Below are 19,182 nucleotides of genomic sequence, written 5' to 3'. Positions count from 1 at the left end.
CGGGACTTTCGGGACGCCCCTACGCGCGCGTGCGCGCGACCGGGCGCACAAGCAATCTCGGACCTGCAACGCAGCTTGACCGGGAGCCTGCAACACTATTTGGCCGCATGTCGCCCGTAGTGACGGGCCCCCTGTTCGTCTCGAATCCATGCTTTCGAGACGAGGCCCCTGGCATCGTGTGGCGACCGTGCAGGGCATGGTCAGGCAGCGACCCTTGAGGTGATCGGTGCGCGGGCCGCGACGTCCGCAGCCCGGGAATGCAGTTCAGCGATCTCGGGGGTTCGGTGACGATTTGCTGCGGACAGCAGGGTGTTGAGCCGGGACGCTACGAGAGCCGACTGCATGCCGGCGCTCTGCATGGCCTGGTGGCCGGCAGCGGCGGCCTGTTCAAGTTCGCCCTCGTCGAGCAGGGCGGCAGCCAGCCCGATCCGGTCCATCGTCCGTACCCGGTCGAACCCTGGCCTGCGCAGTCGCAGCGCGGCTTCGAAGTGAGGGCTGGCGGGGTGGCCACCGCGGCCGAGGTGGGTCAGGTCGCGGGCGCTGACGGCCCTGGCACCAGCATGCTCGGCGGCGTCGAAGTAGGCGACCCAGGCGGGGCTGTCCGCGGCCTGGGCGAGGAGTTCGTCGGCGTGATCGAGGTGACGGGCGGCTTCGTCGACCTGGCCCAGGCCCGCATGGACGCGACCGGTCTGGGAGTGCACGAGCGCCTGTACCGCGATCTGGTTGTCGCGTCGGGCCCGGGTTGCTGCGAGGTCGAGCAGGGCGAGCGCGTCGTGGAGATGACCGAGGTAGATCATCTGGTGCGACATGCGAGTGACGATCTCCGCGCCGCGACCGGGGCTGCCCGCTTCGCCTGCGGCGTAGATGGCGTAGGACCAGTACCGCTGCGCGGCGGCGTAGCGGCCGGCATCGTGGCTGGTCCATCCGGCAAGCGCGGCGAGGTCGGCGGTGGCGGTGAAGACGCGGACGCGGAGACTGGCCGGAACGCCGTCTTGGATACGGCGGAGGACCTCGGCGAACTGGCCGATGATCGAGGTGCGGAACAAGGCGCCGCCGTGCACGGATTCCAGGCGCGCGAAAGCGGCGGTGATCTCTTCGAGGGCGGCAACGGCGGCGGTGTCGAAACCGTCCTGGCGCAAGCTCAGCGGGCGGGCGGTGGCGTCGAGCAGGTGCGAAGCGGCGGCGATCAGCGGGGTTCCGGCGACGAGTTGGAGGACTTCACGGCGATCGAGCATCAGCAGGTCCATCCGGGTCCATCCGGCCAGGGTCTCCGCCGCCGGTTCCCGCAGCAGCGGTAGTTCGATCCTATCCAGCGGCAGGGCGGCGGTCTGCAGGCCAAGATCACGGGGTGCCAGTGGCTGGCGTAGCGCGTCGGAGAGCACCTGGGCGAGCAGTTCGGGCACAGGCGGGCGGGGCTGCTCCCCGTTCATCCACCGCCGCACCCGCGTGGTGTCGGGGTTGATCTGCGTGTATTCGCGGCTCTTGGCCAATGCGCTGACCCTGCGGCCAATCTCGCCCAGAGACAGACCGCTGGCGTGGACCCACGCCTGTAATTGAGGGTTCACGGTGCTCTTGGCCATCAAATATCCCCTCAGCCGCCGGTGACTCAGAGTGATTTTTTCGCCAGCTTTCGCGACTCTCACGGTACTGGTTCGGGCCCCGCCTCACCGCCGATTCTCGTTGCATGGCCAAGCTGCTGGGCGCCCGGAAGGTCTCCTCCGCCCGGCTCTTAGTCGGTGCCGCGCGGTCGGCGCGGCCTGGGCGAAAGGACGCTCGTGGTGGGACCGAAGGTGCTGTACCTGCTGAACATCTCCAACCCCGACCGGTTGTCGGCCGACTCCGGCTGGGTGGTGGCCGACATCCTGCTCCCCGCCCTGACCGACGCGGGCGCCGACGTGACGCTGGCGTCCCCGGCACCGGTGCGCGACGCACGGGTGGGGTTCTGGCCGATGCCGGTCCCGGCGACCAAGTACCGGGCCCGGTTCGACGGAGACACCGCGGCCCTGGCCGGCCTGGTACGGCGGAGCTCGCCGGAGGTGGTGGTGGCCAACCAGATCGAGGCGGCGCCCCTGGTGCGCTCGGCGATGCTGGAGGCCCGCTGCGACGCGGTCCTGGCCGGCTACTGCCACTACCTGCCGTTCTCCTTCGATGAGGGCCGGCTGCTGGTGGATCCGCTGATGGATGACGCGGGCCTGGGCCGGCCGGTGCTGATGACGTTCCTGGCGGGCGTGGCCGCGCTGGATCGCATCCTGGTGCACTCGCCGACCGCCGCCGCGCTGCTGTCGTCCGCCGCCTGCCGCGCCGGGATGGATCTGGGTGACCGGCTGCACGTGGTGCCGCCGCCACGGGATCCGGCCCTGGTCAGCGAACGCGCCACCCCGCCCGCGGGTGAGGCGGCGGTAGCGGTCTACAACCACCGCTTGTACGCGCACTACGGCACCGAGGACTTCCTGCGCCTGGCCGCCGAGCTCGCCTCGCCGGCGCTGCAGGTGACGGTGATGGACCTGTTCGGCAACCGCGGCCCGGCCCGCATGGCCCTGGACCCCAGCCCCGAGCGGTTCCGCGACGCGCTGGCGGCACTGCCCGGCGTCCAGGTCGTCTCCGACGGCGGCGACCGGAACGTCTACCGCCAGGTACTGGCCGGCGCGCATCTGGGCATCGCCCCCTACCGCGCCGCGTGCCCCTGGTCGATGTCGGTGATCGACTGCCAGGCCATGGGCCTGCCGGTAATCTCCCCGCGTCTGGGCTGGATGGCCGAGCACATCCATCCGGAACTGATCTTCGACAGCCCGGCCGAAGCCGTGAAGATCACGAACCGGCTCGTTGCGGACCCGGTCTTCTACACCCGCCACAGCGAGTACGCCCGCGCCTGCACCGAGGTGCTGGCCCCCGCCCTGATCGCCGCCCGCTATCTGCAGGCCCTGGTATGAGGGACGCGGTGCTGCTGTCCTTCGACGAGCCGCTGGCCGCCGCGCTGCACGAGCGCGCCGAACGGGTGCTGGGCCGGCCGGTCAAGCGCCTGCACGGAGTGCGGGGAATGCGCCGCGCCTACCGGTTGTGCGCCCACCTCGTCGACACTGAGCAGTTCTTCCTGCTGGATGGCGACTTCGAGATCGATGAGCGGTTCGACGCTGAGGCTGCGGCTCCGCTGGGTGCCGGGGTGGCGATGCGCGTCTGGCAAGCGGTCAACCCGGTCAACGGCCTGACCTACGGCTACGGCGGCCTGAAGCTGATCCGCGCCACAGCTCTGCGGGAGATGGGGGAGGCCGTGGACGTGCTGGCGGCCCTGCCTGGCCGGGCGGAGTTCAGCCCCGTCGTCGCCGGGGTCACCCGCTTCGATCAGAGCCCGTTCCATGCGTGGAAGGCCGGGTTTCGGGAGTGCGCCATGCTGGCGCGCGGCTGCGAGTACGGTTCCTCCCCGCAGGGAACCAGGACGCGGCTGACGGGGTGGACCAGCGGCGGCGGAAGCGGCGCGTTCGCGATCTGGGCCCGGCGCGGCGCGGCCGACGGCATCGCGTTCGCGGCGCAGGCCGGCAGCGATCCCGCGCATTTCGCCGGACTCCTCGATCCGCTCTGGCTACGCCACCGGTTCGAGGCGGTGTCGCTGTGACCGTCGCTGTGACCGTCGCAGTGACCGCGGCGGTGCCGGTGCTGCTGGTGGAACGCAACGCCCACCGCGTCGCCGGCCACCACCACGCGGCGCTGATCGCCTTGGCCCGGCAGGCGCGAGCCGAGGGACGCGACGTGGTGGTGGCCGCGCCCGACGGCATCACTGCCGATACCGCGAAGGCGCTGCACACCTGCGGTGCCGTGGTGGTCACCGGCGCCGGGGGCGACCCAGTCGGCGCGGTGCTGCTGCGTGCCGGGCTGCTGCTGTCGGCGCTCTCGCATGTCGCGGTGCGCCTGACGGCATCACGGCGATGGCCGCGGCCGGTCCGCCGCTTTCCGCACCAGCTCATGCTGGGATCGCGGTGCCTCACCGAGGCTGCGGCATTGCGCGCCGGAGCCGGCGCATGCGCGGGCGCCCGGCCGTTGGCGGTGGTGCTGACCGCGGCCGAAGGGCTGCACGCCCTGGTCGCCGTCCTGTCGGGGGTCGGCCACCTGCGGTTCGTCCACGAGGTCGACACGACCGAGGACGGCCTGCTGCGTCTGCTGGGTGCCGCCGTTCGCCGTCGCAGCGCCGCCGTGGTGGCGCTGTGCCCGACCCGGTCCGTGCAGGCCGAGGTCAAGGCGCGGTTCCCGTACCTGGACACCCGTATCGCCGGCTTCGCGCTGGCCGACCCCGATGCCTACATCCCCGACGCCGAACGCGTCGCCGCCCGGGCGCGGCTCGGGGTCCGGGACGGCGAGCGGGTGCTGTGCCTGGTCGGCGGCTGGTGGGCGCACAAGGACATCGCCACCGTCGAACGCGCCCTGGCCCTTGCGACACGGCCGCTGCACCTGCTCGCCGCCGGATCACCCATGGACGCCCACGTGTTGCAGCGCATCGACGCTCTGCCCCACGTCGTGCTGCACACCCGGCACCGGGAACTGCCGGCGGCGCACCTGCGGGAGGTCTACGCGGCCGCCGACGCCGCGATCGTCGCCCGCACCCCCACCGCCGGCAAGGAAAGCGGCCTGGTCGCCGATGCCGCCAACCACGGCGTCGCCCTCCTGGTCTCCACCCCCGACGCGGACCTGGCCGCCCGCCTGCGCGGCCGGCCATGGGCGCGGGTCCTGCGGGTCGGCGACGCGGCCGAGCTGGCCGCCGCGCTCGACGGCCCCCTCCCTGCCCGGCCACACCCCGGGGCGGCGGCCGAGCTCGGATTGATGAGCCCCGCCGCAGCCCTGGCCCACCTCACCGCCACCGCCATTGCCGTCGCCGACGACATCACCGCGAGGATCCGATGACCGCTGCCATGCCCCCGCTCGTCGCCGTGATCGGCCCGGTCGAACCCGCGCTGCTGGCCGCCTTCACCGTCCACTACCAACGCCTGGGCGTCACCACCTTCCACCTGGCCTTCCACTTCCCCGAGCACGTGCCGCAGCCGGTCAAAACCCCACTGCTGGCCGCAGCCGCCGCGCTGGACGGCCCGCCGCCGATCCTCAGCGAGGGCCCCTGGCATGAGCACTTGCACGCCCGGCTCCGCGACCAGCTGCGCACCGCCGCCGGCCCCGGCTGGCATCTGATCGCCGACTCCGATGAGTTCCACGCCTACCCGGCCCCGATCCCCGACATGATCGCCGCCGCCCAGGACGCGGGCAGCCTCACCATCGGCGGCGTGCTGCTCGACCGCGTCACCGCGAACGGGTCGCTGGCCGCGTGGGACCCAACGGTCGGCCTGGACGCCACCTTTCCGCTCGGCGGGTTCCTCACCGGCCTGCTGCTGGGCGGCGACCCGCGCAAGATCGTCCTGGCAGACTCGCGCGTCGGACTCGCGCTCGGATCGCACCGCAGCCCCGGCCGCAGACCGGCCAACACCCCGCCTGTCCCGGTCCACCACTTCAAATGGCGCCGCGGCATCGAGCAAGACCTGCAGCGGCGCATCACCCAGCACACCGCCGGGACCTGGCACGAGATCAGCCCGGCGATCCGCACCGAAGCCGCCCGCCTCCTGGAACACCTTGCGGCCCACGGCGAGCGCATCCACACCGCCGGGCCGGTCGCCTTCCGCCCGGTCGACCTCGCCTCGACGCCGCCGTGGTGGCCGAACGCCTGCGCCGACCTGCTGGATCGGTGGCGCCCGCCCGGGTCAGGCCCGTGCTGAGCCGCAGACGCGTGCGCCCGTGCTCACCATCCGGGCGGAGCTTCGGCGCCCTCGTCCTCGCCGGGGGGCTCGAACCGGGCGTAGAAGTCATTCAGCGCCTCGGGCGTCACCGTCAGGGCGTCGGCGTCATCGCGCAGATTGCGTTCGGCCAGCCGCCGCAGCAGCTCGTGGCGGGGCAGGTCGAAGTACAAAAGCCGCCACCGGCCCCCCGCCTGCTCGACGAGCTTCTTCCACTCCTGGCGGTCGCGCCGCAGCCACAGCCCATGGTCGACGACGACGTCCTGCCCGGCTTTCACCAGCTGGGCCAGGCGCTCACGGACCTCAGCGAGCACCGGCGCCTCCCGGGCGAAGTATTCCGGCTCGGGGTAGTCCACGCCATAGCGGCCGTGACGCTGGTAGACGAGCTCGTCCACCGACAGCCGCAGCGCCCCGGCCGGCTCCAGAACCTGCCGGGCGTAGGTGGTCTTGCCCGAACCGGTCAGCCCGACCAGCAAGTACACCACCGGCCCGGTGTCACCGCCGCCGACCCCTGGCCCGCGCATCTTCGTGCCACCTGCCATCCCGTCGAATCCCCTGGCCCGACGCTGCTGTCCCTTGCGCCCCAGCTTGCCACGATCCCCAGCCCGGTGCCGCACGGAACGCATCCCCACCCGAACGGAGCCCCGCCGTGATCTCAACTCCAGCGCTCAGCGCTCTGCGCGCCTACATCCGGCACGCCCCCGGCCGCCTGGGCAAAGCGGCACTGGTCGAGCGGACGCTGAATCAGCGCCTTGAGCAGCGCCCCGTCACCACCACTGCCCGGACCCGGTTCGGCGCCGTCTTCCCCGTCACCACCAGCGACCTCATCCAGCGCTACCTGTACCTGTTCGGCATCTGGGAACCCCACCTCACCGCATGGCTACGCCGCCGGCTGCACCCCGGCGACACCTTCATCGACGTCGGCGCGAACATCGGCTACTTCACCGTGCTCGCCTCCCGCCTGGTCGGCCCCTCCGGGCACGTCGTCGCCATCGAGGCCTGCCCGCAGTTCCACCAGGCGCTGACCCAGAACCTGCGAGCCAACAGGTGCGGCAACGTCCGCAGCCTCAACACCGCCGTCTACGACACCGCCACGTGCCTGACCTTCTACCTTGAGCACGCGACCAACCTCGGGGCCACCACCATCATCCGGCCCCGCACCGCGCAATCATCGTTCGCGATCCAGGCTCAGACACTGCCGCAGATCCTCACCGACACCGAACTCACCCAGGCCCGCCTGATCAAAATCGATGTGGAGGGAGCCGAAGGCGCAGCCGTACGCGGACTGACCCCACTCCTCGACCGGCTCCGGCCCGACGCCGAATTCATCATCGAGGTCACTCCCCGACGGCTGGCCAAGCTCGGACACAGCATCGACGACATCCTTCAACCCCTGCGCGCACACGGCTTCCACCCTTACCGCCTGGCCAACGACTACACCGCATCCAGCTACTCCGCCGCCCTGCGCAGACCGGCCCTGCCCACACGCTGGCACCAGCCGATCACCGAGATGAGCGACCTGGTCTTCTCCCGCATCGACGCCGACACACTGACCTGAGGTGCCGTATCCAGGGTTGAGCGCACAGGAACAGCGGCTGGACCGCGGTGACTCCTCGAAACTCAACGTGGCCAGCGGCGCCGATCGCGCGTTCACCGCTGCCGGTGCACGTGGCAGACCTGAGGTTCCACAGCCATACTCCCGCGACGCCGACCAGCGGCAGCGCGTCCGGTGGGGCGGCGAGCATCAGCTGGGAGACTGTCTCCACGTTGATCCGCGCCTGGTTGCCAGCGGAGGGGTGATGGGTGGGCGACGACGTCGGGCGGACTTATCCTTCTTCGGGTTCCGACGGTGAGCCACGCCTTCGACGATAGGTTCGCCGATATGACCGACGATGGGCTCGACTCGGCGCGGCAGCGCACGGTGGAGCTGGTGGCCGCGCTGGAGCGGCATGACATCGAGGGGCCGTACGGCGCCCGCGCCATGCTGACCCACCTGGGCCAGGCCGGCGAGCTCAGCGTCATGCTGATGACATGGGCGAAGGTGCTGGCCATGTTCGGCCCCAGCGCCGACCACGTCTTCGCCGGCCACGCCGCAGCGAACCAGCCGTGGTTCCCGCACGCCATCGCCCTGGTGGAGGCGGCCATCACCGCTGAGCGCGAGGGCCGCGACAGCCTGCCCGCGATCGCCGCCCCGCTGAAGTGGGCCCTGGCCGACCTGGACGACGAGCAGATCTGGCAGCTGACCTGGGCGATGCTCATCGAGGTCCACGCCCTCACCTCCACGACCGGCGGCCTGCCGGTGCTGCAGCAGGTGCGATCGATCCACCAGGAGGCGTGCGAGCCCGGCGAGGAATGGCTGGCCGGGCGCTGCTCCGTCATCGTCGCCACGGCGATGCACGGCCGCCTGCCCCAGGCGCACGAGGCCCTGACCGCCTTACTGGCCACCTCGCGCACCACCGTCACCGAGGTGGTCTCGCTGTGGCTGTTCCTGGCCGCCACGCTGATGACCAAGCCCGGTGAAGTCCTGCTGCAGTTGGACGCCACCGGCACCCCGCACAGCATGATCGACCCCGCGCTGGCACTGGACGCCGGCGTTGATGAGCAGACCCGCAGCACCGCCTCCGTCATGGCGGCGGCCACGCGGGCGATCACCGGGATCCAGGCCGGCGATCTCGGCCCGATGGAGGACCTGGCCCGCCTGAGCGAGGCGGAGCGGATGATCCTGGCCTGGAACCTGGCGGGCAGCCTGGCCCTGCAGCTGCGCCGCCAGCAGCCCTCATCAGGCCATCAGGAGGTGTAGTCCTCGCGGATCATCGCGGCCAGGATCTGGCTGTACACCATCAGAACGCGGCGCCGCTCGGTGATAGGGGCCACGGTCGCCCGCGCGTCCGCCCACTCGGCCAACGCCTCGGTCATGTCGGGCAACGGGCCGGCCGCCTCCTGCCGTACGACGTCGCGTAACGGCTCGGCGATCGGGATCGCGCCATAGTCGGTCTCGCCACGCTGGCGCTGATCCCATTCCAGTCGCACGGCCACACCGACGGCGTCGTGCAGGCGAACGGCCAGCGCGCGTTCCACCTCGCTCGGGCGCCAGCCCTCGCGCGTGAGCATCCGCTCGACCCGGCCGAAGACGGCAAAGGCCGCGCTCATCTCGGCGGCATCTTCCGTCATGGCGGCAGTCTCCCGCACCCGCTGACGCTGCGCACCACGGTGGGCCTGACCTGGGGATCAGGGTCCGGTGACTGGACTATCACCGTGGCGTGAGTCCGGCATCGGCGGCCCCGAGGACACCGAGCAGCTCAAGGCCCGGATCACGACTCTCGAACAGCAGGTGATCGACTTGGAGCTGAAACTCCAGGAGCGTGACGACGACCTTGCCGCCGCCCGCGCCGCGAACCGCGAGCTGATGGCCCAGCTCAATCGCCACGCCGATTGATCAAGAAGCCCGTGATCAGCTGAAACACGCGGGCTCCCGAGGCGGGGACGGTGGCACCGCCTCGGGGGTTCACTGGAGGTATGGCGAGTTATGACGCTAGCTCCGTAAAACGGCCTCGCCGCACAAAGACGCAGGTGGAGGCCCTGCGAGCGGCGATCTGCGAGCTGGCGGAGGCAGCACAGCCATGCAGCGTCCGCCACGTCTACTACCTCGGCATCGGGCTTCTGTGGGCCAAGGACACCGGCCACTCCCGCCGGAACTACTCGGTCGTCGTCCGCGAAGTCGGCCACCTGCGGGAGACCGGACGGCTGCCCTGGGAGTGGATCACCGACGGAACCCGCATGATCCGGCAAGAGACCCAGTACGACTCCCTCGACGACGCCATGCAGCGCAACACGGAGACCTACCGGCGCAACCTGTGGGCCTCGCAGTCCCGCCGCGTCGAGGTCTGGTGCGAGAGCGACTCGGTCGGTGGCGTGCTCCTGCCGGTCACCTCGGCCTGGGGCGTGGGCCTGTATTCCTGCCGCGGCCAGTCCTCCAAGACCTTCGTCTACGAGGCAGTGCAGCAGTACGCCCACCAGGGCAAAGGAGTGACGGTGATCTTCTGCGGTGACTGGGACCCTACCGGCAGATGTGTCCCTCGCTCGGTGGTCGAGCGCATGGAGCGCTACGGCAATGGCGAACTCGACCTGGATTTCCGGCAGATCGCCATCACCGCCGACGACGTCCGCTCCGGCCAGCTCACCACCCACGACGTCAACGTCCGCGACGTCAACTTCGCCCGCTACCGCGAGGAGTGCCTGCGCGAAGGCATCGATCCGCACACCGCCGTCGAAGTCGAGGCGCTCCGCCCCGGGCTGCTGCGGCAGCGGCTCGACGAAACGATCGAAGGCCTAGTCGACGACGTTCGGCAGTGGAACATCGAGGCCCGCACGGAAGAGGCCGAGCGGGAGCTGCTGCGGTCCTTGCAGGGGACGGTGAAGAAGATCTTCCGCCGCGCCGCAGACGAGCCAACCACCGAAGAGGACGAGGACCAATAGACCCCGTGCACCACACGTGTTGCATCCGCTACAGTGTTCGCGACCGCTCCTGAGCTGCGAAAACTCCAGCAGCACACTCGCGGGCCCCAGAGAAGCATCGGCGACTACGACCCCTCTGGGCTGTCGATCCTGGACGCGGCCGCCGAAGACGTCGCGGCCTTCGTCGCCCAGCTCGACGGCCACCCGCCGACCATTACACGGCTGGCCGTGACGCCCACGCAGATCCGCCGTCACCAGCTGCCGACCGAATGCGCCGCAGAAACGCACCGACCGGCGCGGCGCCCACATGCCCGCCACCGTCCAGGCCGAAGCCCTGGCCCCCGACCAGCTCACCGCCATCGTGACCCGCGCGCTGGACGACCTGGTCGACCTGCAGGCGCTGGACGCGGTCCGGGCGCAGTCGGCGCTCGAACGCCGCGCCCTGCTGGCCTGGATCGAACGCGCCTGATCCCCGCGCTCTTGGGGTGCTGCGTGCGGGAGTTTCGGGAGGCCTCATGCGCATGCGCGAGGGCCGTCCCGCGCGACCGACTGGCCGGCAGGGCTTTCCAGTTTTGTGAGGCATCTAAACGCGCGCGTGCGAGGCGGGCGGGCAGCGGTACTCGGCGCGTTCGTACGACAGTCGGGCGCGGCCGGTCATCGTCACCGACATGTAGGGGCGGGATGCGCCATGCTGTCACGAAACCCGTACGGAAAGGCGGTGTCTGGTGGGTGTCGTCGACCGACTGCGCAGCAAGGCCGGGCAGCTGCCCGCTCAGGGCGATCCGGTGGTGGTGACGGCCCGCCGGCGAGCGCTGGCCGCGGTCGATGTCGTCGCCCAGGCGCTGGCCGTCGACCCGACGCTCGCCGAACCCGACCGGCAGGCACGACAGTTCGACATGATCACTGAGTTGTTGCGTCAACTGGTTCCGCTGGCCCGCCAGGCCGCTCTGCTGATCGAGTCCCAGCGCCTGCAGCAGCTCGGCGGCCCAGAAGCCGAGCTGCTGCAGGCGCGCCTGGGGCTCGTCAACCCGGTGGCGGTCCAGGAGTTGGAGGCGCTCGTGGACCGTCTCACCTACTTCGCCGAGACGCTGAGCGCGGCGGCCTGGCCCAACTGGGACAGCCCCGAGCGCAGAATGCACCGGGCGATCGGCCTGATGCCCGACCCTGAAGACGTGGCCGACCTCGCCGACCAGCTGCGCACCCTGCTGGCCCCGTCGCTGGCCCTGGCCCCCGTCCCGCAGGCGCTCCGGCTGCAGGCGTTGGCCGATCAGATCAGCGCCCGGCCTGGTCTGTGCGCGGCACCGGGGTGCCAGGCCCAGCTGGCCACCGCGGCCATCGGCCGGCCTCGCCGGTTCTGCAACGCGGCCTGCCGCCAACGCGCCCGCCGCGCGCGGAACGTCCCTGCCGGCGTTCCGGATGGCGGCCACGGGGGCGACGTCGACCAGACCCCCGTCGGCCCCGTCGACCCTAGTGACCAGGACGTCGCCGGTGCGGCTCGGCTCGCCGAGCTGTTGCAGGCGTTGCCGGCTGACATCCGGCCGCTGCCGTCGGTCGCTCCCTACGATCAACTCCTTGCCCGCCACCCGTCCCCGGGCAAGGGCGGCCGGGCGGGAGAGGTCATCCCGCCGCCGTTCGGCCACGACTGGGGCGACACTTGCGTCACGCTGCTGCGTGAGGACGGCTGGTGGTCCCTGCACAGCCCGCACGCCTCGCTCGGCGTGCCCGGCTTCGGGCCGCACGGCACGATCACCGCGCGCGGGGTCACTGCCGCCCAGCGCGCGGCTGCGGCCGCCGTCACCAGGCTGACCGGCCGCCAGGTGCTCGGCTGGACCCGCCAGCAACACGGCCAGACCCTGCTGGACACCTCTTCCTGGTCCGCCCGGCTGGGCGCCCCGCCCTCCTGAGGGAGCGCGAAAGAGATCTTGACGTTTCGCCATGCACCGCCCGCCTGGAATCTCTACCCTGCCGAGGGTGACGAAGAAGCCGGTGGGCGACGGGCAGGACCGGGGCGATCACGAGGAATCACCGAGCGACGCGTCCATGGACGTCTTCAACGCCGTGGCCGCCATCCGCATGGCCTCCTCCAGAGCGCTGGCGCTGCTGCAAAAGCAGCAGATCGACTTCACCGCCGATCGCGCCCAGGCCGTCGCCGAACTCTGCGACGGCACCGAAGCGGCTATCGCCGCCATCCGGGACATCGCGACCGCCTCCGCCCTTGACGACGCCGCGCTGGCCGCCTTCCTGGACGAGAACGGCACGCCGCTCTAGACGCCGGATCCGGGCGGCCAAACAACGCCGCGAGCAGGAGGCCGCCCGCCAGGCCCGCCGAGAGTGCCCCAGGGTGCTGCCGGTTACGGACGGGTAGCGCGGTGATGCTCGGCAACCAGGCGGTCCCCGTGCCAGATTTGCGCGGCCGAGTAGATGTTGCTCTCGCGCGTGAGGAAGCTCTCGGCGATGAAGTCGGCGTCTGGCCGGCTCTTGGTCCATCCCACGGTGCCCCACTCTGCGGGCTGCCCCTCGCCGAATGCCTCGAGCAGGAGGACGACCTCGAAGAGGGTGAGCTTCCCGGTCGGCTGGGACGGAACGTGCTGCGGTGCGGTCTGGCGGGCGCGGGCGATCGGACTCATCAAGGCCCGTCCGTGATCATGCTGAGGGTGCCCTCGTTCTCCACACCGGCGGCCGCGAGAGCCATGCCGCCGATCGCCCCGGTGACGTGCTCCAGGTCGTCGGCGGTGTACTTGTCGGTGCGCCAGCCGAGGGCGCGCATGCGCGCGACGAGCGCCCGAAGGTGGCTGGCCGTGGTGAACGCGAGGTTGGCGAGGTCGTCCTGTGCCTGTGGCGTGAGGACGGCGAGTGGAGCCTGCAGGGCCCCGGCGGTGTGATCGAGGTGTACGGGTTCGGCTTCCTCGGCACGATCACCGCCCGGAACGTGCGCGGCGCCCAGGCCGCCGCGGCCGCCGCCATCGAGGAGTTGACCGGCCGCACGGTGATCGGGTGGGAGCCGGACGTCTCCAGCCGCTCCATCCACGGCGAGTCGTCCTGGTACCCGCACACAGAAACCCCGTGACGGGTGTCAATAAGCATCACCCCAGTTCAACGCCAGCACCACGGCGCCGAACTCGGCGCCGTCGAGGCCTCCGCGGCCGCCGCGGTGTAGCGCATCACCCCTGGTCAGACCCACCCAGATTACGACGCCGGAGCACGCGCCGTTATTGACACCGCCTACCGCTACTCCCCCGCGCGTCAAGCCGCCCCTCCATCCCCGGGCCGCCGTCGCCGAGACCCGGATCCCGCCCTGCAGGTGACAACTGCCTGCCCGCTCGGCATTCGCGCGAGGCGAGCCGGGAACACCCAGCGTCGTGGAGATCGCCTTACGGGCGCAGCGAGCGGGCGCGTCTTTGACGCGCTGGCTGGCTCCTTGGACGTTCGTCGACTGGTCGGCGGCGCGGGTCACCTCCGAACTCACCCGCGCCGTGGTCGCCTGGGGAGTGGCTCACCGGTGGCGGGTGCGGCGGGAAGTGCCCAGCCTCGCCGGACTGCCCGGTGATCACCCAGACCGGCCGGGGTACCTCGACGTGGTGTGCGAACGGCTGGACGGCCCGCCGATCGCCATCGAGATCGACCGGACCGACAAGCAGTGGTCGGCCCGCAAACTGCTGATCGAGGCCGACGCCGGTGTGGTGCCGGTCTGGGTGCGCTGGGGCGAGGCCGGCACGTGGATCGTGCCGCCGCCGGTGGCCCTGGTCGTTGTCGAGACCACCTGCCGCAGGGACGGCTCCAGAGCGCGGCTGTACTCACGAACCGTCGCCGTCGGCCACCAGCCTGCGCCCAGCATGCAGCCGGCGCCATCTCCGGGTGGGCCCCAGGATGCGCAGCCCACCCTTTCACCGGTGGCACCGGTTCCGCCGGCCTGCTGCGCGGCGACCACCAAGAAGGGACTGCCCTGCCCCATTGACCCGCGCCCCTCCGGGTTGTGTCACGTTCACGACCCGGCCGTGCAGTGCGGCGCCCTGACCAAGAAGGGCAAGGTGTGCACCGTGGCCACCGGAGGCGGCAGGTGCAAGTACCACCTGAACCAGGCGGAGGCCCCGCCACTTCCCCACTCGCCATAGCGCTGGCCACGCCCCCAAGGGTCTGACACACCGGCTTTCGCTGGGCACGCCTCCAGGTCTCAACCCGGGCAAACCCGCAACCAGAGGGTGGGCGGGCCCGCTACGGTTCGCCCCATGAATGGCGAGGTTCCCGTCCTGAACAACAGCGACCTGCGGGCGACGCTGAAGAAGTTCGGCATCTCTGGCGATCATCTGGACAAGGATGCCAAGGCGCTGGTGCGGCTGCGGATGTGTCACGCCCTGCTCGGCGCCGCCGAAGCGCAGGCGTTGCAGGCCGAAAGCGAGGCGCTGGAAGCCGGGATCGATCCCGAGCAGGTGCGCGCCGCGCACGCCACCGCCTTTGTCGGCGCCAGCGCGCATGAGGGCGCCGGCCCGCTGATGCTGCTGCAGGCGCGCGCGATGAGCCTGGTCGCGATGATCCTGCAGCTCGAACCCGACCCCCGCGCCGTCGTCTCCGACGCGGTCCTGGCCGCCTCGGTCAAGGCGGCCGCCGGCCTGGCCGGACTGCTGCACTTCCGGCACGAGGCCGCCACCGGCGGCGATGAGGCGGCCGCGGAGAAGATGCTGGCCGAAGCCGCCGCCAACCTCCAGACCGCCGCCGAGGAGATCAACGCGCTGTTCGAGATGGCCGCCCGGCTACGCCGCGGCGGCAGCCCGAACTGACCGCGTGGCAGGAGTTTCGGGAGTCGTCCGCGCGTACGCGCGCGGGCCCCGGCCTGCGCGGCGTACCGTCACGGTCGTGACGAGCCCGCCCACTCCCCCGCCCGATCCGGTCGACATCACCGTCGACGCCTGCACTCGCTTCGCCACGCACCTGGAGTTGCTGGCCCACCAGCTCGGCGAGGCCGCCCTGGAGGCGGGCGAGCGCGAGCGCCTGGCCGCCGGGCTGGCGGCGGTCGAGCGGTCGCTCGCCACGGCGGCCGCCAGCGCCGGGCTGGTGCCACACATCGACGGTGAGGATGGCCATGACCGCTGACGCAACGGCATTGCAGCACATCTGGATCTGCACGCAGAACGTCGGCCTGATCCGGGCCGACCAGATCGTCACGCTGTCCGTCGACGATGGCCGGCAGCGCGGCCGCGACGCTGAGAAGGTCGACGAGTTCGGTGACGACACGCTGACGGCCGCGCTGCGCAACGGCAGAACGGTGCTGCTGGCGTTCTGCGGCACGGCGGTGGGCTGGCAGGCCATGGCAGAGCTGGCCGCGACCATCGCCGCCGCCGCCCGGGAGGCGGCCAGTGCCGACGCCCCGGCCGGGTTCGTCTACCCCCAGACCACCGCCGACGGCCGCCTGACGTGGACCCACAGCATCGGCGCGATCGGCACGCACACCTGGCCGCTCGGCCCCACCCCCACGCCGCGGCCGCCGTACGAGCCGCCTGCCGAATGGCCGTTGCTGTCGCTGGGCACCCTGTCCCCCAGCGCCGAGCCCGCGCCAGGCCCGCGCACATCCCCCACCTCTCGCCCCGACCCTCCTCCTACACGCGCACGCGCGTAGGAGGAGGGTGCCGATGTTCACGGTGAACATCCGCGCGGACATCCCGTGAACATCCACGGGACCACGGGCCGTCCGTGGTCCCGTGTCCTCTTTTCTGCCGAACCGGCGGCATGCTCTGCGTCATGGCAGAAGGCCAGAGCGGTGTCAATAAGCGATACCGCAGGTCAACCGCATGATGCCGGTGCCGAGTTCGGCGCCGACGAGGCCTTCGCGGCCGCCGCGGTGTTGGCCGCCGCCGCAGGTCAGCGCTGTGGCGGAGCCGAGCGTTTGTGCGGTTCCGCTATTGACGCTCCATCAGTTCGTTGGCCAGGTCGATCAGCTTTTGCTGGTTGGCCTCGGACGGGATGCGTCCGGTGGTGGTGTTCGGCATCTGCCAGCTGTGGGCGCCGAAGTGATCGGCGGGCAGCTGGCAGAGCCAGCACTCGTCACGGTTTTGGGAATCGACCGCCGGGCCGCTCGCCTCGCAGTAGCCGGTCTCTTCGTCCACCGCGATCAGGGCGCGGTCGGTGGCCGACCAGCGCAGCCACCAGGCCGTGTCGGCGCCGCTCACCTGGGCCATCGCCATGTGCGGACCAGGATGACCGGCCTGCAGTTCGCACGGCAGGGCATCCACGGGCTCGTGCGCCGGATCGGGCACCTGAGCGAGGCGTTCGGACTCGTCTTCGTTCAGCACGACCGTGGTCGCGCACTCGTGAGGAGAATTCATGGTCGGCACCCTACGAACGGCGAGTGACAAGTTTGCTACTCATCGTGACATCGCTGACCTGTTCGTGAAGGAAGCGGACTCGGCTAGAGGTCCGATCGCCCCCGTCCGCCGTACGTTAATCAGTGCCCGCTTACTGACGTACACGCAGGACACGTACGCGGCGGATTGCTCCTGATGACGTTCCTCGCCTGACTTACGAGAATGGATATTCCCGGAAGCTGATCAAGGTTAGAGTGGAGCGCAGAGCATCCCCCAGCCCCTGAGGAGGGCCATGGCCAGGTACGCGCACGAGCGCTACGACATCCCCGCCGACACCCACGTCCCGGCGGACGCCGGCCGCGAGGCGGGCGGCCCCGCGGTCACGTTCCCGTTCGACACCGCCGCCGAGTACGCCGCCGCGCGAAGCCTCGCCGCCGCGCGCCAGCAGATCGCCCACGAGGCGAACTATTCGCCGACGTGGAAGGAGCTGACGGAGAAGGACCAGGAGTTGGCGGCGGTGGACGCGCTGCACTGGCTCCGCGCCGGCCGCCGCATCGGCATCTTCGTGGAGCGGCGGACCATCGACGAGTACGTGGGGGCGTACGCCCGGCAGATCACCGACGCGCTCGACGCTGAGGGCATCATCGCGGATCAGCACGAGTGGAGCGGGGAGGACTCCGACGATGGCCCCGGCATCTACTGGATGTTCACCCCGCAGACCCCGCCCACCGCCGAGTCCTGGCCCGAGGGCGTGACGGTGATCTGGCACTGGTCGGCCGGGTGGATCGACAACAACCGCCTCCCGCTGCCGCTGACCAGCCTCGCCGCCGTCGTGGACGTGGTGGCGGCGATCAGGGCGCACGTCGCCGCGCTGCCCACGGTGACCAAGACGGACGGCCCGCAGTGGCACCACGCGGCCCCGCTGGAGGGCCTGCTCACCGAGTACGCGAAGGAGATCGACGCATCATGACCGACAGCGCCGAGTCGCGCACGTACGCGACCGAGGACATCGAGAGGTTCGTGACCGCGCTCGCGGCCGTGGCTACGCCGGTGTCCCCCCTCGGTGCTTCCGAAAGGGAGCTGTATGACCGCCTGGCGACTATCAGGGTGGTTGCCGAGGATCTGCTGAAGCAGATCACCAGTGACGATCTTCCCGGCACTGGCGTCAACTGGGTGCAGTACTACACCGGGACCCTGGAGCGCATGGGCGCGGACAGCGCCCAGCACTACAGCGAGGGCCAGTGATGGCTGTCACCTACGAGGCGCAGGGCGCGGGCCATGTCGGCACGATGACCTGTGACCGCGAGTGCGGCGGCGCCTTCTACGACGGCGAGACGGACACCACGGCCTCAGCATTCCGCAGGCGAGCCCGCGAGGCCGGATGGGGTTCCGAGCGTCCGAACGCCTACCAGCAATGGGACGTCTGCCCGGCCTGCCGCGTAAAGGGCAAGACATGACCGAGCTTGACCGTGTCGGCGACGGCCAGGGGCACGCGCTCCCGGCCGTCGCCGGCGTGCGCCCGGCCGACCGCAACCCCTACCTCGTGTACGTCGGCGGGCTCGACAGCGCCGAGTCGCGCCGCACGATGGCCGGCTGCCTGGCCGAGGTCGCACGGATGCTCGGGGCTGACGACCCCGCCGCCGTGCCCTGGGAAGCGCTGCGGTTCGCCCACGTCGCCCGGCTGCGCGCGCTCATGAGCGAGCGCACCACCGCACGGGACGGGGAGCCGGTGCCGTGGGCGCCGTCGACCATCAACAAGCACCTGTCCGCCGTCCGGGGCGTGACCAAGACCGCATGGCGGCTCGGACTCATGACCGCCGACGACCTCCAGCGCGTCCAGGACATCAAGGGCGTCAAAGGCTCGCGCGTCCCGGCCGGGCGCAACGTCGCCGCCGCCGAGCTGGCCGCGATGCTCAAGGCATGCCTGGCCGGCGGCACGCTGATCGGCATCAGGAACGCGGCCGTCATCGCCGTCCTCGCCTCGACCGGCGCCCGCCGCGCCGAGCTGGCCGGCGCCAGGCGCGAGCACTACAACCCCGGCGAGCGGTCGCTGCGCATCGTCGGCAAGGGCAACAAGGAACGCGAGGCCTACCTCACCGAGGAGAGCGCGGTCTACGTGGGCGCGTGGCTGGCCCGAACGGCCTGGCGGACCGGGCCGCTGTTCCTGCCGATCGACCGGTGGGGCAACGTGGCGCGGCGGCACCTGACGACCAAGGCCGTCGCCGACGCGGTCAACACCGCGCGGGACGCCGCCGGGCTGCCCCGGCTGACCGCGCACGACTTCCGCCGCACGTTCATCGGCGAACTGCTCGACTCCGGCGCCGACCTGGCCACCGCCCAGGCCCTGGTGGGCCACGCGAACCCGACGACGACCGCCCGCTACGATCGCCGCCCGGCCGCCACCAGGCGGGCCGCCGTGGCGCGGCTCCGCATCCCCAGACCTGAGGACCTGGCGTAACGGGTGACGGAGGAAACGCCTCCGTCACGCCCTCCCCCGCGGCGCGGCCACGTCGAGGACGCCGACCGCTGGAGCGACAACCCCGTGACCGGCTCCTGAGAACTCTGGCCAAGGTGTACGAACTCCCGTACATTTTCGTATGACAGTCCGTACACCATCACTGGAGGCGATCATGCCCATGGCCACCGTCGAGCACCACGAGCCGATC

Annotated in this window: 26 protein-coding genes; 20 read left to right on the top strand and 6 right to left on the bottom strand. The window is 71.1% G+C overall.

Annotated elements, in window-relative coordinates; translation table 11 throughout:
* Positions 1-200: 200 nt before the first annotated feature.
* Positions 201-1,580: a hypothetical protein gene (locus AB0F17_RS59550; protein WP_358044205.1), complete on the bottom strand. Its 1,380-nt coding sequence runs from the start codon at positions 1,578-1,580 to the stop codon at positions 201-203.
* 195 nt (positions 1,581-1,775) lie between these two features.
* Between AB0F17_RS59550 and AB0F17_RS59545 the strand changes: the two genes are divergently transcribed.
* Genes AB0F17_RS59545 through AB0F17_RS59530 form a run of 4 tightly spaced genes read left to right on the top strand, consistent with a single transcriptional unit; the run spans position 1,776 to position 5,747 of the window.
* Complete coding sequence (locus tag AB0F17_RS59545) at positions 1,776-2,930, top strand: glycosyltransferase family 1 protein (protein WP_358044202.1); 1,155 nt, start codon at positions 1,776-1,778, stop codon at positions 2,928-2,930.
* Complete coding sequence (locus AB0F17_RS59540) at positions 2,927-3,610, top strand: hypothetical protein (RefSeq protein WP_358044199.1); 684 nt, start codon at positions 2,927-2,929, stop codon at positions 3,608-3,610. Before AB0F17_RS59545 ends, AB0F17_RS59540 begins: the two co-directional genes overlap by 4 nt.
* Complete coding sequence (locus AB0F17_RS59535; protein WP_358044196.1) at positions 3,607-4,890, top strand: glycosyltransferase family 1 protein; 1,284 nt, start codon at positions 3,607-3,609, stop codon at positions 4,888-4,890. The genes AB0F17_RS59540 and AB0F17_RS59535 overlap by 4 nt, the downstream gene beginning before the upstream one ends.
* Positions 4,887-5,747: a hypothetical protein gene (locus AB0F17_RS59530; RefSeq protein ID WP_358044194.1), complete on the top strand. Its 861-nt coding sequence runs from the start codon at positions 4,887-4,889 to the stop codon at positions 5,745-5,747. The genes AB0F17_RS59535 and AB0F17_RS59530 overlap by 4 nt, the downstream gene beginning before the upstream one ends.
* Positions 5,748-5,770: 23 nt before the next feature.
* Here the strand turns inward: AB0F17_RS59530 and AB0F17_RS59525 are convergent, their stop codons facing one another.
* Positions 5,771-6,307 (bottom strand): ATP-binding protein, encoded by a 537-nt coding sequence (locus AB0F17_RS59525; RefSeq protein WP_358044191.1) that lies wholly within the window; start codon positions 6,305-6,307, stop codon positions 5,771-5,773.
* 107 nt (positions 6,308-6,414) lie between these two features.
* Here AB0F17_RS59525 and AB0F17_RS59520 point away from each other — a divergent pair, with 107 nt between their 5' ends.
* Positions 6,415-7,323 carry an FkbM family methyltransferase gene (locus tag AB0F17_RS59520; protein ID WP_358044188.1) on the top strand — a complete coding sequence of 303 codons (909 nt, stop codon included), beginning with the start codon at positions 6,415-6,417 and terminating at the stop codon, positions 7,321-7,323.
* 324 nt (positions 7,324-7,647) lie between these two features.
* Positions 7,648-8,565 carry a hypothetical protein gene (locus tag AB0F17_RS59515; protein WP_358044185.1) on the top strand — a complete coding sequence of 306 codons (918 nt, stop codon included), beginning with the start codon at positions 7,648-7,650 and terminating at the stop codon, positions 8,563-8,565.
* Here AB0F17_RS59515 and AB0F17_RS59510 read toward each other — a convergent pair.
* Positions 8,553-8,936: a hypothetical protein gene (locus AB0F17_RS59510; RefSeq protein ID WP_358044182.1), complete on the bottom strand. Its 384-nt coding sequence runs from the start codon at positions 8,934-8,936 to the stop codon at positions 8,553-8,555. The genes AB0F17_RS59515 and AB0F17_RS59510 overlap by 13 nt on opposite strands.
* A 67-nt stretch (positions 8,937-9,003) precedes the next feature.
* Between AB0F17_RS59510 and AB0F17_RS59505 the strand changes: the two genes are divergently transcribed.
* From AB0F17_RS59505 to AB0F17_RS59485, 5 genes are all read left to right on the top strand, one after another.
* The gene (locus AB0F17_RS59505) at positions 9,004-9,201 is read left to right on the top strand and encodes a hypothetical protein (RefSeq protein WP_358044179.1); all 198 of its coding nucleotides are present in this window, start codon (positions 9,004-9,006) and stop codon (positions 9,199-9,201) included.
* 134 nt (positions 9,202-9,335) lie between these two features.
* On the top strand, positions 9,336-10,241 hold the full coding sequence (locus AB0F17_RS59500; protein ID WP_358044176.1) for a hypothetical protein: 906 nt from the start codon (positions 9,336-9,338) through the stop codon (positions 10,239-10,241).
* A gap of 286 nt (positions 10,242-10,527) precedes the next feature.
* Complete coding sequence (locus AB0F17_RS59495; protein ID WP_358044174.1) at positions 10,528-10,689, top strand: hypothetical protein; 162 nt, start codon at positions 10,528-10,530, stop codon at positions 10,687-10,689.
* A gap of 256 nt (positions 10,690-10,945) precedes the next feature.
* The gene (locus AB0F17_RS59490; protein WP_358044171.1) at positions 10,946-12,124 is read left to right on the top strand and encodes a hypothetical protein; all 1,179 of its coding nucleotides are present in this window, start codon (positions 10,946-10,948) and stop codon (positions 12,122-12,124) included.
* 67 nt (positions 12,125-12,191) lie between these two features.
* Entirely contained in the window at positions 12,192-12,488 is a 297-nt protein-coding gene (locus AB0F17_RS59485) for a hypothetical protein (RefSeq protein WP_358044168.1), read from the top strand.
* An 83-nt stretch (positions 12,489-12,571) separates the two neighbouring features.
* Here AB0F17_RS59485 and AB0F17_RS59480 read toward each other — a convergent pair whose 3' ends face one another.
* A complete protein-coding gene (locus AB0F17_RS59480) occupies positions 12,572-12,847 on the bottom strand; it encodes a hypothetical protein (RefSeq protein ID WP_358044165.1) in 276 nt (91 codons plus the stop codon).
* The gene (locus AB0F17_RS59475) at positions 12,847-12,987 is read right to left on the bottom strand and encodes a hypothetical protein (protein ID WP_358044162.1); all 141 of its coding nucleotides are present in this window, start codon (positions 12,985-12,987) and stop codon (positions 12,847-12,849) included. The genes AB0F17_RS59480 and AB0F17_RS59475 overlap by 1 nt, the downstream gene beginning before the upstream one ends.
* Before the next feature lie 21 nt (positions 12,988-13,008).
* On the opposite strand from AB0F17_RS59475, the gene AB0F17_RS59470 reads away from it, so the two are divergent.
* From AB0F17_RS59470 to AB0F17_RS59450, 5 genes are all read left to right on the top strand, one after another.
* Positions 13,009-13,287 carry a hypothetical protein gene (locus AB0F17_RS59470; RefSeq protein ID WP_358044159.1) on the top strand — a complete coding sequence of 93 codons (279 nt, stop codon included), beginning with the start codon at positions 13,009-13,011 and terminating at the stop codon, positions 13,285-13,287.
* Positions 13,288-13,579: 292 nt separating this feature from the next.
* Positions 13,580-14,332: a hypothetical protein gene (locus tag AB0F17_RS59465; protein ID WP_358044157.1), complete on the top strand. Its 753-nt coding sequence runs from the start codon at positions 13,580-13,582 to the stop codon at positions 14,330-14,332.
* 114 nt (positions 14,333-14,446) lie between these two features.
* Positions 14,447-14,995 (top strand): hypothetical protein, encoded by a 549-nt coding sequence (locus AB0F17_RS59460; protein WP_358044154.1) that lies wholly within the window; start codon positions 14,447-14,449, stop codon positions 14,993-14,995.
* Positions 14,996-15,071: 76 nt separating this feature from the next.
* Positions 15,072-15,308, top strand: coding sequence for a hypothetical protein (locus AB0F17_RS59455; protein ID WP_358044151.1), 237 nt, complete (start codon positions 15,072-15,074; stop codon positions 15,306-15,308).
* Positions 15,298-15,831, top strand: a complete 534-nt coding sequence (locus AB0F17_RS59450; protein WP_358044149.1) for a hypothetical protein — start codon at positions 15,298-15,300, stop codon at positions 15,829-15,831. The genes AB0F17_RS59455 and AB0F17_RS59450 overlap by 11 nt, the downstream gene beginning before the upstream one ends.
* A gap of 280 nt (positions 15,832-16,111) precedes the next feature.
* Here AB0F17_RS59450 and AB0F17_RS59445 read toward each other — a convergent pair whose 3' ends face one another.
* Positions 16,112-16,537: a hypothetical protein gene (locus AB0F17_RS59445; RefSeq protein WP_358044146.1), complete on the bottom strand. Its 426-nt coding sequence runs from the start codon at positions 16,535-16,537 to the stop codon at positions 16,112-16,114.
* A gap of 271 nt (positions 16,538-16,808) precedes the next feature.
* On the opposite strand from AB0F17_RS59445, the gene AB0F17_RS59440 reads away from it, so the two are divergent.
* From AB0F17_RS59440 to AB0F17_RS59425, 4 genes are read left to right on the top strand one after another with little or no spacing between them, the layout of a single operon-like run.
* The gene (locus tag AB0F17_RS59440; RefSeq protein WP_358044143.1) at positions 16,809-17,486 is read left to right on the top strand and encodes a hypothetical protein; all 678 of its coding nucleotides are present in this window, start codon (positions 16,809-16,811) and stop codon (positions 17,484-17,486) included.
* Positions 17,483-17,761: a hypothetical protein gene (locus AB0F17_RS59435; protein ID WP_358044140.1), complete on the top strand. Its 279-nt coding sequence runs from the start codon at positions 17,483-17,485 to the stop codon at positions 17,759-17,761. The genes AB0F17_RS59440 and AB0F17_RS59435 overlap by 4 nt, the downstream gene beginning before the upstream one ends.
* Positions 17,761-17,973, top strand: coding sequence for a hypothetical protein (locus AB0F17_RS59430; RefSeq protein ID WP_358044137.1), 213 nt, complete (start codon positions 17,761-17,763; stop codon positions 17,971-17,973). Before AB0F17_RS59435 ends, AB0F17_RS59430 begins: the two co-directional genes overlap by 1 nt.
* A complete protein-coding gene (locus AB0F17_RS59425; protein WP_358044134.1) occupies positions 17,970-18,974 on the top strand; it encodes a site-specific integrase in 1,005 nt (334 codons plus the stop codon). Before AB0F17_RS59430 ends, AB0F17_RS59425 begins: the two co-directional genes overlap by 4 nt.
* Positions 18,975-19,182: the final 208 nt, after the last annotated feature.

Source organism: Nonomuraea sp. NPDC026600, assembly GCF_040638335.1.
Classification (GTDB): Bacteria; Actinomycetota; Actinomycetes; order Streptosporangiales; family Streptosporangiaceae; genus Nonomuraea.
Note: the sequence above shows the minus strand (reverse complement) of the source record. Positions and strands in the feature narration are given on the sequence as shown.

Bases quoted from the DNA above. Each gene is read 5' to 3' on its own strand.
- AB0F17_RS59550 (WP_358044205.1), bottom strand. From the start codon at position 1,580: ATGGCCAAGAGCACCGTGAACCCTCAATTACAGGCGTGGGTCCACGCC.
- AB0F17_RS59540 (WP_358044199.1), top strand. From the start codon at position 2,927: ATGAGGGACGCGGTGCTGCTGTCCTTCGACGAGCCGCTGGCCGCCGCG.
- AB0F17_RS59530 (WP_358044194.1), top strand. From the start codon at position 4,887: ATGACCGCTGCCATGCCCCCGCTCGTCGCCGTGATCGGCCCGGTCGAA.
- AB0F17_RS59525 (WP_358044191.1), bottom strand. From the start codon at position 6,307: ATGGCAGGTGGCACGAAGATGCGCGGGCCAGGGGTCGGCGGCGGTGAC.
- AB0F17_RS59515 (WP_358044185.1), top strand. From the start codon at position 7,648: ATGACCGACGATGGGCTCGACTCGGCGCGGCAGCGCACGGTGGAGCTG.
- AB0F17_RS59510 (WP_358044182.1), bottom strand. From the start codon at position 8,936: ATGACGGAAGATGCCGCCGAGATGAGCGCGGCCTTTGCCGTCTTCGGC.
- AB0F17_RS59495 (WP_358044174.1), top strand. From the start codon at position 10,528: ATGCCCGCCACCGTCCAGGCCGAAGCCCTGGCCCCCGACCAGCTCACC.
- AB0F17_RS59480 (WP_358044165.1), bottom strand. From the start codon at position 12,847: ATGAGTCCGATCGCCCGCGCCCGCCAGACCGCACCGCAGCACGTTCCG.
- AB0F17_RS59475 (WP_358044162.1), bottom strand. From the start codon at position 12,987: ATGCGCGCCCTCGGCTGGCGCACCGACAAGTACACCGCCGACGACCTG.
- AB0F17_RS59460 (WP_358044154.1), top strand. From the start codon at position 14,447: ATGAATGGCGAGGTTCCCGTCCTGAACAACAGCGACCTGCGGGCGACG.
- AB0F17_RS59450 (WP_358044149.1), top strand. From the start codon at position 15,298: ATGACCGCTGACGCAACGGCATTGCAGCACATCTGGATCTGCACGCAG.
- AB0F17_RS59445 (WP_358044146.1), bottom strand. From the start codon at position 16,537: ATGAATTCTCCTCACGAGTGCGCGACCACGGTCGTGCTGAACGAAGAC.
- AB0F17_RS59440 (WP_358044143.1), top strand. From the start codon at position 16,809: ATGGCCAGGTACGCGCACGAGCGCTACGACATCCCCGCCGACACCCAC.
- AB0F17_RS59435 (WP_358044140.1), top strand. From the start codon at position 17,483: ATGACCGACAGCGCCGAGTCGCGCACGTACGCGACCGAGGACATCGAG.
- AB0F17_RS59430 (WP_358044137.1), top strand. From the start codon at position 17,761: ATGGCTGTCACCTACGAGGCGCAGGGCGCGGGCCATGTCGGCACGATG.
- AB0F17_RS59425 (WP_358044134.1), top strand. From the start codon at position 17,970: ATGACCGAGCTTGACCGTGTCGGCGACGGCCAGGGGCACGCGCTCCCG.